Source organism: Noviherbaspirillum denitrificans (assembly GCF_002211445.1).
In the GTDB taxonomy this organism is placed as follows: Bacteria; Pseudomonadota; Gammaproteobacteria; order Burkholderiales; family Burkholderiaceae_D; genus Noviherbaspirillum; species Noviherbaspirillum denitrificans.
This window is the reverse complement of sequence record NZ_LSTO01000019.1, coordinates 1-14845: the sequence shown is the minus strand read 5'-3', so window position 1 is coordinate 14845 and position 14845 is coordinate 1. Positions and strand designations below refer to the sequence as shown.

General features: G+C 61.5%; 14 protein-coding genes, 1 tRNA gene and 1 pseudogene. 10 read left to right on the top strand and 6 right to left on the bottom strand.

Going from position 1 to position 14845, the window contains the following annotated elements:
* From AYR66_RS27280 to AYR66_RS27250, 7 genes are all read left to right on the top strand, one after another.
* On the top strand, positions 1 to 1475 hold a 1475-nt coding region (locus AYR66_RS27280; protein ID WP_141104348.1), incomplete at its 5' end, for a 3-hydroxybutyrate oligomer hydrolase family protein.
* 168 nt (positions 1476 to 1643) lie between these two features.
* Entirely contained in the window at positions 1644 to 2417 is a 774-nt protein-coding gene (locus tag AYR66_RS27275) for an ABC transporter ATP-binding protein (protein ID WP_088710676.1), read from the top strand.
* Positions 2417 to 3127 carry an ABC transporter ATP-binding protein gene (locus AYR66_RS27270; RefSeq protein WP_088710675.1) on the top strand — a complete coding sequence of 237 codons (711 nt, stop codon included), beginning with the start codon at positions 2417 to 2419 and terminating at the stop codon, positions 3125 to 3127. Before AYR66_RS27275 ends, AYR66_RS27270 begins: the two co-directional genes overlap by 1 nt.
* A gap of 41 nt (positions 3128 to 3168) precedes the next feature.
* The gene (locus tag AYR66_RS27265; protein WP_088710674.1) at positions 3169 to 4380 is read left to right on the top strand and encodes an ABC transporter substrate-binding protein; all 1212 of its coding nucleotides are present in this window, start codon (positions 3169 to 3171) and stop codon (positions 4378 to 4380) included.
* Positions 4381 to 4521: 141 nt separating this feature from the next.
* Entirely contained in the window at positions 4522 to 5406 is an 885-nt protein-coding gene (locus tag AYR66_RS27260; protein ID WP_088710673.1) for a branched-chain amino acid ABC transporter permease, read from the top strand.
* Between the two features lie 13 nt (positions 5407 to 5419).
* Entirely contained in the window at positions 5420 to 6436 is a 1017-nt protein-coding gene (locus AYR66_RS27255; RefSeq protein ID WP_088710672.1) for a branched-chain amino acid ABC transporter permease, read from the top strand.
* 42 nt (positions 6437 to 6478) lie between these two features.
* On the top strand, positions 6479 to 7576 hold the full coding sequence (locus tag AYR66_RS27250) for an ABC transporter substrate-binding protein (protein WP_088710671.1): 1098 nt from the start codon (positions 6479 to 6481) through the stop codon (positions 7574 to 7576).
* Positions 7577 to 7642: 66 nt separating this feature from the next.
* Here AYR66_RS27250 and AYR66_RS27245 read toward each other — a convergent pair whose 3' ends face one another.
* Positions 7643 to 8989 (bottom strand): erythromycin esterase family protein, encoded by a 1347-nt coding sequence (locus tag AYR66_RS27245; protein ID WP_088710670.1) that lies wholly within the window; start codon positions 8987 to 8989, stop codon positions 7643 to 7645.
* A gap of 180 nt (positions 8990 to 9169) precedes the next feature.
* On the opposite strand from AYR66_RS27245, the gene AYR66_RS27240 reads away from it, so the two are divergent.
* A complete protein-coding gene (locus tag AYR66_RS27240; RefSeq protein WP_337367513.1) occupies positions 9170 to 9529 on the top strand; it encodes a CBS domain-containing protein in 360 nt (119 codons plus the stop codon).
* Positions 9530 to 9579: 50 nt separating this feature from the next.
* Here AYR66_RS27240 and AYR66_RS27235 read toward each other — a convergent pair.
* Positions 9580 to 9656: transfer RNA gene (locus AYR66_RS27235), tRNA-Pro, on the bottom strand.
* Positions 9657 to 9712: 56 nt separating this feature from the next.
* Positions 9713 to 10675 carry a Bug family tripartite tricarboxylate transporter substrate binding protein gene (locus tag AYR66_RS27230; RefSeq protein WP_088710669.1) on the bottom strand — a complete coding sequence of 321 codons (963 nt, stop codon included), beginning with the start codon at positions 10673 to 10675 and terminating at the stop codon, positions 9713 to 9715.
* Between the two features lie 71 nt (positions 10676 to 10746).
* On the opposite strand from AYR66_RS27230, the gene AYR66_RS27225 reads away from it, so the two are divergent.
* Entirely contained in the window at positions 10747 to 11874 is a 1128-nt protein-coding gene (locus AYR66_RS27225) for a M14 family metallopeptidase (RefSeq protein WP_088710668.1), read from the top strand.
* Positions 11875 to 11876: 2 nt separating this feature from the next.
* Positions 11877 to 12341, top strand: a complete 465-nt coding sequence (locus AYR66_RS27220) for a CYTH domain-containing protein (RefSeq protein WP_088710667.1) — start codon at positions 11877 to 11879, stop codon at positions 12339 to 12341.
* 1 nt (position 12342) lies between these two features.
* Here AYR66_RS27220 and AYR66_RS27215 read toward each other — a convergent pair whose 3' ends face one another.
* The 3 genes and pseudogenes from AYR66_RS27215 to acnA all read right to left on the bottom strand — a co-directional run.
* Positions 12343 to 13590, bottom strand: a complete 1248-nt coding sequence (locus AYR66_RS27215) for a DUF2863 family protein (RefSeq protein ID WP_088710666.1) — start codon at positions 13588 to 13590, stop codon at positions 12343 to 12345.
* A gap of 191 nt (positions 13591 to 13781) precedes the next feature.
* Positions 13782 to 14054, bottom strand: a complete 273-nt coding sequence (locus AYR66_RS27210; RefSeq protein ID WP_088710665.1) for a hypothetical protein — start codon at positions 14052 to 14054, stop codon at positions 13782 to 13784.
* Between the two features lie 111 nt (positions 14055 to 14165).
* A pseudogene (gene acnA / locus AYR66_RS27205) lies at positions 14166 to 14845 on the bottom strand (aconitate hydratase); the annotation flags it as partial.

Genomic DNA, 14845 nt, shown 5'->3' with positions numbered 1-14845 from the left:
CCGCCGGCACGGCCGCTCTGTTCAAGGCCAACATCACCGAGGCAGCACGCACCGCGTACAACGCACTGTTCCCGAACCGCGTCGCCTACAAGCACGCCCACTCGCAGCAGAACCCGGACAAGGACTGGGGCAAGAACACGCTGCAGGCGGTCGAATTCGCGTTCTACATCCTCAACGAACAGTACGGCACGACTGTCGGCACCTCTACCGCCAAGCTGCGTTCCATCAGCCCGTCCAATACCACTGTCATTGCATCGAGCGTGTCCAATGGTGCCGGCGGCGCGCTGCTGGCCGCCGAGCAGGATACCGAAGGCTTGATCGACGCGGTGGTCGTGGCCGAGCCGCAGGTCCAGCCCAAGGCGACAACTGGTTTGATCATCCGCCGCGGGACTGCAACGGTGCCGACGATCGGCAAGCCGCTGCTCGACTACTTCACCTACGCCAATATTTACCAGCCCTGTGCCGCACTGGCCGTTACCAACAGTGCATTCGCCGCATCGCTGCCCGCAGCCAGTATGGAAGCGCGTTGTACGGCGCTGGGCCAGAAGAACCTGGTTGCCGGCACCACCACGGCGGAACGCGCCGCGGATGCGCTGGACAAGATGCGCGCCTACGGCTGGGAAGCGGATACCGACATCCTGCAGCTGACCCACTACCGCTTCGCCGTGCCGTCCATCGTGATGACCTACGCGAATGCCTACGGCCGTTTCAGCGTGACCGACAACCTGTGTGGGCAAAGTTTTGCCAACACCGATGCATCGGGTAACGTGATCGCCCAGCCTGCCACGCAGGCGCTGCTGTTCGGCACCGGCAACGGTGTGCCGCCGTCGTCCGGCATCAACATCGTGTACAACGATTCCGTCGGCGGGCCCAAGCTGGATCGCTTGTCCGTCTCGCCGTCAACCGGCCTGGCAGACATGGCGCTCGACGCCGCGCTGTGCATGCGTTCGCTCGTGACCGGCACCGACGTCGTCACCGGCGCAGCCCTGACCGGCGATGCCCTCGACAAGGCGCGCCGCGTGCAGGCCGGCATCGCGGAAGCCCAGGCCAACGGCAATGTCGGCAGCCGTCCGACCATCATCGTGGCAGGACGCAGCGACACGCTGATCCCGGTCAACCATGGGGCGCGTGCCTACTTTGGCAAGCTGAACGTGAACAACTCGGCCGCCAACGCACGCTACATCGAGGTCACCAACGCCAACCACTTCGACGCCTTCCTCGGCTCGCTGCCTGGCTATGACGCCGCCCTGGTCCCGCTGCATTTCTACTTCAACCAGGCCATGGACCTGATGTGGTCGCACCTGAACAATGGCACGGCGCTGCCGGGCAGCCAGGTGGTGCGCACCACGCCGCGTGGCGGCAGCGCAGGCGCAGCACCGGCGATCACTGCCGCCAACGTGCCCGCCATCGCCACCACGCCGGCAACAGGCAATGCCATTACGTTCGCGAACAACACCCTGAACGTCGCGGACTGACCGAACCCGAGCCGCGCGCGACATATCGACGAACCCCGGTCGCGCGCGGTGGAGGGTGCCCCTGAAGACTGTTTAACCGCCCCGGCGTGATGCCGGGGCAGGCCGGATGTTCGCGACTGCGCAAGCGCGCGGGCGCACCAAGCGAAGCAGCATCACTGGAGAAATTGGATGGCAAGCGAAGTCATACTTGAAACGCGAAACCTGACCAAAGGTTTCAAGGGATTCATCGCAGTGAACGACGTCAACTTCAAGGTCAAGCGCGGCTCGATCCACGCGCTGATCGGCCCGAACGGGGCAGGGAAGACGACGTTCTTCAACCTGCTGACGAAATTCCTGACGCCCACGTCGGGATCGATCCTGTACAACGGCAACGACATCACCGCACTCAAGCCGGAACAGATTGCGCATCGCGGCGTGATTCGCTCGTTCCAGATCTCCGCCGTATTCCCGCACCTCACCGTGATGGAAAACGTGCGCATCGGCCTGCAGCGCGCGCTGGGCACGTCCTTCCATTTCTGGAAGAGCGAGCAGTCTCTGAATTCACTGAACCGCCGCGCCGTAGAGCTGCTGGCGGAAGTCGACCTCGAAAGCTTTGCCAACACCTTGACGGTGGACCTGCCTTACGGCCGCAAGCGCGCGCTCGAAATCGCCACCACGCTGGCGATGGAACCCGAGCTGATGCTGCTGGACGAGCCCACCCAGGGCATGGGCCACGAAGACGTGCATCGCGTCACCGAACTGATCAAGAAAGTGTCTGCCGGCCGCACCATCCTCATGGTGGAACACAACATGAGCGTGGTCTCCGGCATCTGCGACAAGATCTCGGTCCTGCAGCGCGGCTCGCTGCTGGCCGAAGGAACCTACGAAGAAGTTTCGAGCAATCCGCAGGTGATGGAAGCCTACATGGGCACCACCTCGGGCGTTTTGGAAGGAGCCCACTGATGGCTACAGCGGCACTTGAAATCCGCAACCTCAAGGCCTGGTACGGCGAGTCGCACATCCTGCACGACGTCAACCTGGAAGTGAAACCCGGCGAAGTGGTCACGCTGCTCGGCCGCAACGGCGCCGGCCGCACCACGACACTGCGCGCGATCATGGGCCTGACCGGCACGCGCAGCGGGTCGATCAAGGTCAATGGCGTCGAGTCGATCGGCATGACCACGCACAAGGTCGCGCACCTCGGCATCGGCTACTGCCCTGAAGAGCGCGGCATCTTCTCGTCGCTGTCGACCGAAGAAAACCTGATGCTGCCGCCGATGGTGTCGAAGTCGAACAAGGGCATGTCGGTCGAGGAAATCTACGAGATGTTCCCCAACCTCGCCGAGCGCAAGTCCAGCCAGGGCACGCGCCTGTCGGGCGGTGAACAGCAGATGCTGGCCGTCGCGCGCATCCTGCGCACCGGCGCCAAGCTGCTGCTGCTCGACGAAATTTCCGAAGGCCTCGCCCCCGTCATTGTGCAGGCGCTGGCACGCATGATCACCATGCTCAAGGCCAAGGGCTACACCATCGTGATGGTCGAGCAGAATTTCCGCTTCGCTGCCCCGCTGGCGGACCGGTTTTACGTGATGGAGCATGGTCAGATCGTCGAGACCTTCGCTGCATCCGAACTCGAATCGAAGATGCCTGTTCTGAACGAACTGCTCGGTGTCTGAGAATCAACAACACCACTACAACCTACAACAGAGGAGCAAAGATGGAACTCAAAGCAAAAGTGATGTCGCTGGCAGTCGCAGCAGCGTTCGCGGGTATCGCCGGTTCGGCGCAGGCGCAGATTTCGGGTGACGTGATCAAGATCGGCCTCATCACCGACATGTCCGGCGTCTACGCCGACGTTGACGGACCGGCCGGCGCAGAAGCAGTGAAGATGGCGATCGCCGACCTCGGCGGCGCGATCAACGGCAAAAAGGTCGAATTCATCGTGGCCGACCATCAGAACAAGGCTGACATTGCTGCCTCCAAGGCGCGCGAATGGTTCGACCAGCAGGGCGTCGACATGCTGATCGGCGGCACCAACTCCGGCGCCAACCTGGCCATGGCCAAGGTCGCTGCAGAAAAGAAGAAGGTATTCTTCTCCGTCGGCGCAGGCACGGCCCGCCTGACCAATGAAGACTGCTCGCCGTACACCGTCCACTACGCCTACGACACCATCGCGCTTGCACGCGGCACCGGCGGTGCGATCGTGAAGCAGGGCGGCAAGGACTGGTACTTCCTGACTGCCGACTACGCCTTCGGCGCTTCGCTCGAGAAGGATACCGCCGACGTCGTCAAGGCCAGCGGCGGCACGGTCAAGGGCGCGGTGAAGCATCCGCTGTCCGCATCCGACTTCTCGTCCTTCCTGCTGCAGGCGCAATCGTCCAAGGCGCAGATCCTCGGCCTGGCCAACGCCGGCGGCGACACGATCAATGCAATCAAGGCAGCCAACGAGTTCGGCATCCAGAAGTCGATGAAACTGGCCGGCCTGCTCATGTTCATCACCGACGTCCACTCGCTCGGCCTGAACCTGACCCAGGGCATGTTCCTGACCGACGGCTGGTACTGGGACCAGAATGCGGATACCCGCGCATGGTCGAAGAAGTTCTTCGAAAAGATCAAGCGCATGCCGACCATGCTGCACGCTGCCGACTATTCGGTCACCTACCAATACCTGAACGCGGTGAAGGCGGTTGGTTCCGATGACGGAGACAAGGTCATGGCACAGCTCAAGAAGACCAAGATCAACGACGTCTTCGCCAAGAACGGCGTGATCCGTCCCGACGGCCGCATGGTGCACGACATGTACCTGATGGAAGTGAAGAAGCCGGGCGAGTCCAAGTACCCGTGGGACTACTACAAGGTCGTGCAGACCATCCCCGGCGAACAGGCCTACGCAACCAAGGCCGAATCGAAGTGCGCTCTTTGGAAGTAAATTGAAGGAGGGCGGTTCGCCGTATAGAGAAGTCTAGGGTGGGTTTCGCTTCGCTCTACCCACCCTACCGCTAGGGCGAGCCGCTCACGCTCCCCGCACCCCCATGCCGCACGCGCTGTGGCGTTTACCTGCAAAGTCGTTATGGAAATCTTTGGCATACCTCTGCAAGCAATGTTGAGCCAGCTGCTGCTGGGCCTCGTGAACGGTTCGTTCTATGCGATGCTCTCGCTCGGCCTCGCCGTCATCTTCGGCCTGCTCAACGTGATCAACTTCGCACACGGCGCGTTGTACATGATGGGCGCGTTCCTGGCCTGGATGGGCTTGAATTATCTTGGCCTCAATTACTGGATGATGCTGATCGCCGCACCGATCGTGGTCGGCATCTTCGGCATCGTCATTGAAAAGACCATGCTGCGCTGGCTGTACAAGCTGGACCATTTGTATGGTCTCTTGCTGACCTTCGGCATCACGCTGATGCTCGAAGGACTGTTCCGCTCGTTCTTCGGCGTGTCCGGCCAGCCGTATTCGGTGCCCGATGCGCTGATGGGCGCAACCAACCTCGGCTTCATGATTCTGCCGAACTATCGCGCATGGGTGGTGCTGGCTTCCATCATCGTTTGCCTCGCGACCTGGTTCGTGATCGAGAAGACCAAGCTCGGCGCCTATCTGCGCGCCGGCACCGAGAATCCAAAGCTGGTCGAAGCCTTCGGCATCAACGTACCCTTGATGGTCACCATGACCTATGGCTTCGGTGTGGCGCTCGCAGCGTTCGCGGGCGTGCTGGCCGCACCGGTGATCCAGGTATCGCCGCTGATGGGTTCCAACCTGATCATCGTCGTGTTCGCGGTGGTGGTGATCGGTGGCATGGGCTCGATCATGGGTTCGATCATCACAGGTCTTGGCCTGGGCGTAATCGAGGGACTGACCCGCGTGTTCTATCCGGAGCTGTCGGCCACCGTGGTGTTCATCATCATGGCGATCGTACTGATGCTGCGTCCGGCCGGCCTGTTCGGCAAAGAGAAATAAGAGGAGCAAGAGGATGAACAAGAAAGTTGGATACGCCATTGCACTTGCAGCGGCACTGGTGGCACCGTTTGTGGTTTATCCGGTGTTCCTGATGAAGGTGTTGTGCTTCGCGCTGTTTGCGTGCGCATTCAACCTGCTGATCGGCTTTACCGGCTTGCTGTCGTTCGGTCATGCAGCGTTTTTTGGCGGAGCGGGGTATGTTGCTGGGCACGCGCTGAAGGTTTGGGGTTGGCCGTTGGAGCTTGGCCTGATCGCAGGTGTTGCTGTCGCCGCGGTGATCGGCCTCATCATGGGCGGTCTCGCGATTCGCCGCCAGGGCATCTACTTCACAATGATCACGCTGGCGCTCGCGCAGATGCTGTTCTTCGTGTTCCTGCAGGCACCGTTCACCGGCGGTGAAGATGGCTTGCAAGGTGTGCCGCGCGGCAAACTGCTCGGCATGATCGATCTGGCCAGCGACATGACGCTGTACTACGTCGTGCTCGCGATCTGCATCGGCGGATTCGCTCTCATCATGCGCACTGTGCATTCACCCTTCGGCCAGGTGCTGAAGGCGGTGAAGGAAAACGAACCGCGCGCGATTTCGCTGGGCTACGACACCGACAAGTACAAGCTGCTGGCTTTCGTGCTTTCCGGCGCGCTGGCAGGACTGGCAGGCGCCACCAAGACCGTGGTGCTCGGTTTCGAGACCCTGACCGATGTGCACTGGAGCATGTCCGGCCTGGTGGTGCTGATGACGCTGGTGGGCGGCCTCGGCACGCTGTCCGGCCCGATCGTCGGCGCCATCGTCATCATCGCGCTGGAAAACAAGCTCGGTGAACTGGGCAACCTGATTGCCATGCTGACGGGTATCGAATGGTTCCGCACGCTGGGTGAGTCGGTGACCATCGTGACCGGCTTCATCTTCATCGTCTGCGTGCTGGCCTTCCGCCGCGGCATCGTCGGCGAGCTGGTGGAGTTTGCGAAAAAGAAGCACAAGCCGGCCCCGGCCGCAGCGCCGGCGCCGGTGATGAAGGCAGTGGAGGGCTAGCGGATGATGCCACTTGCCTGGTTGAGGTTGGCAGCAGGATGTATGGGAGCATCTTTCGCAATCGGGACCATGGCGGCGGACGAGATCGTCGTCGGGCAAGTGGCCCCCCTTTCCGGTGTCCTCGCGGATACCGGGAAGGACATGGTGCTCGGTGCAAAGGTGTACTTCGACTCGGTCAACGACAAGGGCGGGGTGCATGGCAGGAAGATTCGCCATGTGGTCAAGGATGACGGCTACAAGGTCGAGGAAACAGTCCGCCTGACGCAGGAAGTGATCGACAAGGACGGCGCGGTGGCGCTGATCGGATTCGCCGGCACGGGCAATGTCGGCGAGCTGCTCAAGCAAAAGGTGCTGGAAAAGGCAGGCATCGCCCTGGTGGCGCCTTACACCGGCGGCGAGATCCTGCGTGCGCCGTTCAACCCCTACATCTTCCATATCCGCGCCGGCTATGCCGACGAGGCGGAAGGTATCGTCAACCAGTTGGTGCAGCTCAACATGAAGCGCATCGGCGTGATGTACCAGGACGATCCCTTCGGACAGGCAGGCCTGGCCGGGGTGGAGGCGGCGCTGAAGAAGCGCGGGCTCGAATTGGCAGGCACCGGTGCGTATGAGAAGAATACCGATAACGTAGCCGCGGCCGTCGAAGCGATCGCCAAGGCGAATCCGCAGGCAGTGGTGATGATTTCGGTGAACAAGACCACCGCTGCCTTCAGCAAGCAGATCCGCGCTGCGTCCACTGTCGCGCAACTGGTCAACATCTCGGTGGTGAATCCGAAAGAGATCGTGCGCATGATCGGTCCGGAAAATGCGCGGGGGATTGGCGTGGCGCAGGTCATGCCCTATCCGTATTCACCGACGTCGAAAATCGTCCGCGAGTATCAGCAGGCGATGAAGAAGTACGCGCCGGGTGAAGATATGTCGTACACCAGCTTCGAGGAGTTTGTCGGCGCCAAGGTACTGGTCGAAGGATTGCGCAGGGCAGGACCGAATGCGAGTCGGGACAAGGTAATCCGGGCACTGGAGACGCTGAACGCATTCGACGTCGGCGGCTTCACGTTGCATTTCTCCCCGACCAACCGTGTCGGTTCGCGCTTCGTGGAAGTCACGGTGATAGGCAAGGACGGGCGCCTCTTGCGCTGACTGAAAAGGTTTGTTGTTCCCCAGCAGTTTAGGGTTACGTTCGCGTAACCCTTTTTTTTGCGCGCGTCAGATGCCCGATGGATAGGTCTCCGGTAAATCACCCGCCTGGTGCGCCACATTGCGTTCCAGCGGGAGGACTGCGCGCGTCTCGTCCACATGGATTACTGCATCGAATTGCCGCGCCAGGCTGGCATGGAAGTAGTGGCTGACGCGTTCAGTTTCCGGAAGATAGACCACGCCGATCGCGCGTTCCAGGCGCTGTTCCTCGAGCAAGCCGTAAAGGCGGGAATTGCGCCTGAGCGGCACGACGAATCGGCCCAGCCCGCAGTCATGGAACAGGCGCTCGTAACTGTCGGGATGCGAAGGCCGGACCGTCTTTCTCTCCGCCGGTGCATCCCAGTCCGACGCCGCCGTCACCGTGCCGGCGTGGGTGGTAAAGCCAAGCAGGAAGGATTCTTTCGACCCGTATTGCTCGCGGACCAGTTGCCCGAGATTGAGCTGGCCGTGCTCGCCCATTTCCGTCGCCCGCGCATCCCCGAGATGGGAGTTGTGCGCCCACACGATGATCTTCGGGCGCCGGCCTTTTTGAGCGATGAGGTGGGATCGCAAGGCTTCCAGCGTTTCCGCCATGTGGCGGTCGCGCAGGTTCCAGGATTGATTGCGGCCCTGGAACATTGCGCGGTAATACGCCTCCGCGTTTTGTGCGACGCGCGCATTCTGTTGCGCATAGAACAGTTCGTCTGCTTCTGCGTCGCCCGCTATGGCGACGAAGCGGTTCCCATCATTCGTCATCTCCACCAGCTGCCGGATCACTTCATCTTCGCAATCCTTGCGCATGCCGAAGCTGGCCGCATAGCCATAGCGCTGCGGATCCTCGGCAAGATGGTCGAAACAGGCATAGCGCGCACGCGCACGCCGCGCGGCTTCGGGATCCACCTGGGACAGGTAGCGCACAACGGCATCCATCGAATTGCGCAGGCTGTACAGGTCGAGGCCATAGAAGCCGACCTTGTCCCTCTGATCCGGGCGCTGCAGATTGTGCATGCGAAGCCAGCTCAGCAACTCGACGACATCGGTATTGCGCCACATCCACTGCGGGAAACGCTCGAAGCCGTGCAGGGCTTCATCAACGGTCGCATCGCTCGAGCGCGCGCTTGCCTGGATGAAGCGGCTTGTCCGCAGGGCATCCGGCCAGTCGGCCTCGACGGCGATGGCATCGAACCTTTTTTCCGTAATAAGCCTCTTGCTGATTTCCGCGCGAAGAAGGTAGAACTCGTGGGTGCCGTGCGTCGCTTCGCCCAGCAGGACGATCGATGCATTGCCGATGTCATCAATGAGGAAGTCGAGGCGACCGTCCGGGCTGATGACCTGTGCGTCGTTCCGGATGGCTTCAATGATGGAAGGTGTGGACATGATGCCCTCCAGCGTTCGTCCACGTGCTGCGGCGATAGTTCCGGGATGCCGGAACTTGGATGGCCGGCTGCGACTCAAGCTATTGGTACAACCCCCAGGAGTGCATGATGCAGAGAATTTCCGACGTGATGACACGTGACGTGAGGAGCGTATCGCCGCACGAGTCGATACGCCGCGCAAATGATGGATGAACTGAATGTGGGGGCCTTGCCAGTTTGCGACGGACGCAAGCTGGTCGGCATGGTGACGGACCGTGACATTACCGTGAGGGCGGTGGCAGCCGGACAAGCGCCGGACAGCGCACATGTCGAGGACGTCATGACCGGCTCGGTGCGATGGTGCTTCGACGACCAGACGGTGGACGAGGTCATGCAGCAGATGGGCGATACGCAGATTCGTCGCGTGCCTGTCGTCGATCACGACTCGAAGGAGTTGATCGGCATCGTTTCGCTGGGCGACCTTGCGACCAAGCATTCGGCGCAGGTCGACCGGACGCTGGAGGAAATTTCGACGCCTTCGCAGTCGGACCGGCCAAGCTAGCAGAAATGAAAAAGGCCAATCCGAAGATTGGCCTAAGTCTTTGATTCTATTGGTCGGGGCGAGAAGATTCGAACTTCCGACCCCTTGCACCCCATGCAAGTGCGCTACCAGGCTGCGCTACGCCCCGACGAAGCGATGCATTATAGCAGAGACTTGGCGTTCCGCCATGTTCCGCGCGCGTTATCAGTCGATCTTGGCTCCAGTGCGGCGGATGATCTCGGCCCATTTTCGCGCTTCCCGGGCGATCAGCGCACCGAATTGCTCGGGTGAGCCGCCCGCCGTTTCCAGCCCGGCGTTGTTGAGCCGGGCCTTGACGTCCGGCTGCTTGAGGATGGCATCGACTTCGCGGTTCAACCGCTGAATGATGTCCGGCGGCGTTCCGGCGGGTGCCATGATGCCGTTCCAGGCCAGCGACTCGAACTTTGGCAGCCCGGACTCCGCCACGGTCGGCAGGTCCGGCATCAGGGGAAAACGCGACGCGCTGGTAACGGCAATCGCGCGGACTTTCCCCGAGCGAAGGTGGGGTATCACGACCGACGGCACGCTGAAGAGCATCTGCGTGTCGCCGGTGGCCACGGACAACGCGGCCGGCGGTGCCCCGTTATAGGGGATGTGGACGACGTAGACGCCGGCCATGGTCTTGAACAGCTCCATCGTCAGGTGCGACGACGACCCATTGCCGACCGACGCGTAGTTCAGCCTGCCCGGGCGTGCCTTGGCGTAGGCGATAAGTTCCGCGACCGATTTCACCGGCAGGCCGGCGGCGACCACGAGCACATTCGGTTGGGAGCTTGTCTGGATGACGGGGACCAGGTCCTTTTGCGCGTCGTACGCCAGTGTGGTCAGGTACTGGGTGTAGGCGAGCGGGCCGTTGTACGACATGAGCAGGGTGTGGCCGTCGGGTGCAGCGCGGACGACGTTGCCGCTGGCAATCGTTCCGGATGCGCCGGGAATGTTCTCGACGATGATGGGCTGTCCGAGCCTTTCCTTCAGCTTGTCGCCGACTGTGCGTGCAATCACGTCGAGGGAGGAACCGCCCGGCGCTGCGACAACGAGGCGAATCGGGTGGTTGGGCCACGCTTCTGCCATGGCGGTCAGGCTGGACAGGGCCAGCACGCCGGCGAGCAACATGTTGAGGAACTTCATCAGGCTAGGCGTAAGAGGACAAAACACGCAGAATAGCACCGGGATCAACTACTCAGAAACCTCTGACTGCCATGCCAATCAAGATCAGCAGCGCATTTGATGCGGGGGCCATCGAGGTCGTGCGCGCCGGATCGCCTTCCACCATCGAACTCAATATTCGCAAGGATTCGCACGCCGACGTCCTGCAATGGTTTTATTTCCGCGTGCAGGGTGCGCGCGGCGAACAATGCGTGATGAAGCTCCTCAATGCCGGCCACGCTGCCTTCGCGGGCGGATGGGACAATTACCGTGCCGTCGCCAGCTACGACAGGAAACACTGGTTTCGCGTACCGACAACTTATGACGGCCAGGTGCTTACGATCACCCACACGCCGGAGCGCGACAGCGTCTATTACGCCTATTTCGAGCCTTACTCCTGGGAACGCCATCTCGACCTGCTTGGCCGGGTGGAGGATTCGCCGCTGGGGCGCGTTCTGGATATCGGCTGCACCGTCGACGGCCGCGACATGAACGTCGCCGTCATCGGCAATCCTGCCGGGCCGAAGAAGGTGTGGATCATCGCCCGTCAGCATGCCGGCGAAACCATGTCCGAATGGTTTGTCGAAGGCATGCTCGACGCCTTGCTCGACTCCGCCGATCCGGTCGCACGCACGGTGCTGCAGCACGCCGTCTTCTATGTCGTCCCCAACATGAACCCGGATGGCGCGGTGCGCGGCAACCTGCGTACCAACGCTGCGGGCGCCAACCTGAACCGTGAATGGATGGCGCCCAGCCTGGAGCGCAGCCCTGAGGTGCATGCGGTACGCGGCAAGATATACGAAACCGGTTGCGACCTGTTCCTCGACGTGCACGGCGATGAAAGCATTCCCCATGTCTTCGTCGCCGGCTGCGAAATGCTGGAAGGGTTCTCGGATGCGCAGCAGCAGGACCAGCAAGCCTTCATCGACAGCTTCCTGCGGGCCAGCCCGGATTTCCAGACCGCGCATGGCTACGAGGCCAGCAAATACCGGGAAGACATGCTGCAGCTCGCATCGAAATATATCGGCCACACGTTCAAGTGCATCTCACTGACGCTGGAAATGCCATTCAAGGACAATGCCGACCTGCCCGATGAGACGACGGGATGGAACGGCGCACGCAGCGCCCGGCTCGGCAAGGCCATCCTGCAACCCATCCTCCATTCGCTTCAAAGGAGCTAGGCATGGGTGTGGAAATCGAGCGCAAATTCCTGGTGTGCGGCGATGGCTGGAAGGCATTGGGGCAGGGCGTGCAGCTGCGGCAAGGCTACCTGTCGTCGGTGCCGGAACGCACCGTGCGCGTCCGCATCGAGGGGGAATCCGCGATGCTGACGATCAAGGGCATCTCATCCGGCGCCACGCGCAGCGAATGGGAATACCCGATCCCATTAGCCGATGCGGAAGCATTCTTGAATACGCTATGCGAACGCCCCTTGATCGAGAAGAAGCGCTACCGCATTCCATTCGAGGGCATGGTGTGGGAGGTGGACGAGTTCTTCGGCGAGAATGCCGGGCTGGTGGTCGCGGAAATCGAGCTGGCCGCCGAGGACCAGCCGTTTTCACGGCCGGACTGGATCGGCGAGGAAGTCACGCACGACCGGCACTACTTCAACTCCAGCTTGATTCGCAACCCGTATTCGACCTGGTAATTCAGTGGAAATGTCCGGTGCCCGACGGCGCATCCTCGGGCATTTCCGCATGCACCAGTTCCGCATCCGGATCCGGATAGAGCGGCGCGCCGCAATCATCGCAGAACTCCATCGGGAAGCGCTCACCATGGCGCTTGATGTGCGTGATGCCGCAGCTGCGCAGCAGGGCGACGATTTCTTCCAGCGGCGTGCGCAGGTTGGTGTCTAGGATTTCCGGCGTCGTCAGCGATTCGAACGAGGTGACCGCTGCCTCGTCTTCATCTTCCTGGTCGTACAGCGGCCACACCACGCCATAGATGACTTCCGGGCTCTGGCGCATGGTGAAGCCGATGCGGTATTCGTCGACCCGTCCACCCACCGGTTCCTCACTGAAGCTGCCGATCACCGCGCGCAGCCCGGCCGGTTCCACGCCGAGGGTATTGGTGAGGTAATGCACCGCGGCGCGGATCGATGCCGGGCGAATCTGCTTGTCGGCCTCCCGGCAGGCCACGTAGTAGGCCTCGGGCATGAGCAGGTCGATGCCGCAACCTGGCAGCAGCGCGTTGATGTTTGGCGTAGCCTGGGCGCGCCATTGTTCGAGCGCCAATTCGCGTCCCGAGGGATGCAGGCTTTCCTGCCATCCGAACAGCGGCATCCCGGCCGGTGCTGCCACCGCAGCAAGCAGGTAGCGAGTATCCGCAAGGAAGGGGGCCGTTTCCGGAGCATTTGCCGGCGGGCGTACCTGCGAACCCTTGATCGCGGCCTGGGCCAATTTTTGCGCGAGGGCAAAGGTTTCGGCATGGTTGCGAGGCAGCTGGTCGATTGCATACAGCGTCGGTGCCATAGCGAGGTGCACATCTGACGCAAGGATGTGACCGTGCAAGTGTGCCGACAAAGTGCGGCGCAGGTCTTCCGAAACGCTGCCCGAAGCAATCGAGAAGCGTGTCCATGCAAGGATGGGAATCGCGATCAGCAATGCGTGGTAGTGGACGCCGTCGTGCTCCACTGAACAGGATTCGCTGCCTGCCTCGACGGCTTCCAGCAGGATGTCATATGCCGGCAGGTCGGCACGGAACAGGTGCTCCAGCGCTGCGTCGAGCGTATCCTGGTGAGCCCCCTTCAGAGCCTTGTGAATGAGTCCGTCGAGCGAATGCTCCCAGATGCGCTCCTCCAGGCGGCTGGAGGACTGCGCCATGCCTTGCGCGATTGTGACGAGGCGCTGGCTGTCCGCGGATAATTTATTGGAGGAGCTTTTAGAGAAACGGCGCATGGTGGAAGCGGAGTGAATCTGTGGAAACGTATTGTAGTAGATTCGACAATGACCTACCAAAATACACCCATTTGAGCGCCGGGACTTGTCGCCGGTGGACCAGCCGCAATTTCAACCGTAAAAAATCAGTATAGGCCTCAAAAACGAAAAAAGCCGCACGGTTACCCATGCGGCTTGTGATGCGGAAAGATTTACTTCGAGGCGGCCGGTGCGCCAGCTGCCGGGGCAGAGGATTCGGCCGGGGCTGCAGCCGGAGCAGCCGGGGCTGCCGCTGCAGGTTCGGACGCAGCCGGTGCGGCAGCAGGTGCTGCGGGCGCGGAGGCCGCAGGTGCCGAAGCGTGCTCAGAGGCGGACGGTGTACCGTGACCGGCTTCACCCTGCATGTCCACCTTGTCGCCGCCCTTCATGATGACGAACAGGGCGAGCAGGGCAAAAGCGATGAAGCCGACGAAAATTTTCCACATGGTTAATGTCTCCGAGTTTTAAAACCTGAAAAAACGCCGGAGGATTCCGGCGTTTCAATTTCCGCAAGCGTAAAGATCTATCCTTACAGCTTGCTTGCACAGTTGTTGCGATTACGCCGCGAGCAGCTGGCGCAGCACGAAGGGGAGGATGCCGCCGTGCTTGTAGTAGTCGACTTCGATCGGCGTGTCGATACGCAGCAGCAGCTTCACTTCTTCCTTCGCGCCGTTGGCGCGGTTGATCACTAGCGTTACCTGCTGCTGCGGCTTGATTTCGCCTTCGAGGCCGACGAGATCGAAGCTTTCGTCGCCGGTAATGCCCAGCGACTGCACGCTGTCGTCGCCAAGGAACTGCAACGGCAGCACGCCCATGCCGACGAGGTTGGAGCGGTGGATACGCTCGAAGGAGCGCGCCACGACGGCCTTCACGCCCAGCAACTGCGTGCCCTTTGCTGCCCAGTCGCGCGAGGAGCCAGTGCCGTACTCTTCACCGGCGAAGACCATCGTCGGCACGCCATCACCGACATACTTCATCGCCGCATCGTAGATCGACATCTGCTCGCCGCTCGGCTGATGGATGGTGAGGCCGCCTTCCACGCGCGAACCGTCTTCCTTGGCGGGGATCATCAGGTTCTTGATGCGCACGTTGGCAAACGTGCCGCGCATCATCACTTCATGGTTGCCGCGGCGCGAGCCGTAGGAGTTGAAGTCAGCCTTAAGCACGCCATTCTCCAGCAGCCACTTGCCGGCCGGACTGGATTCCTTGATCGAGCCGGCGGGGGGGATGTGGTCCG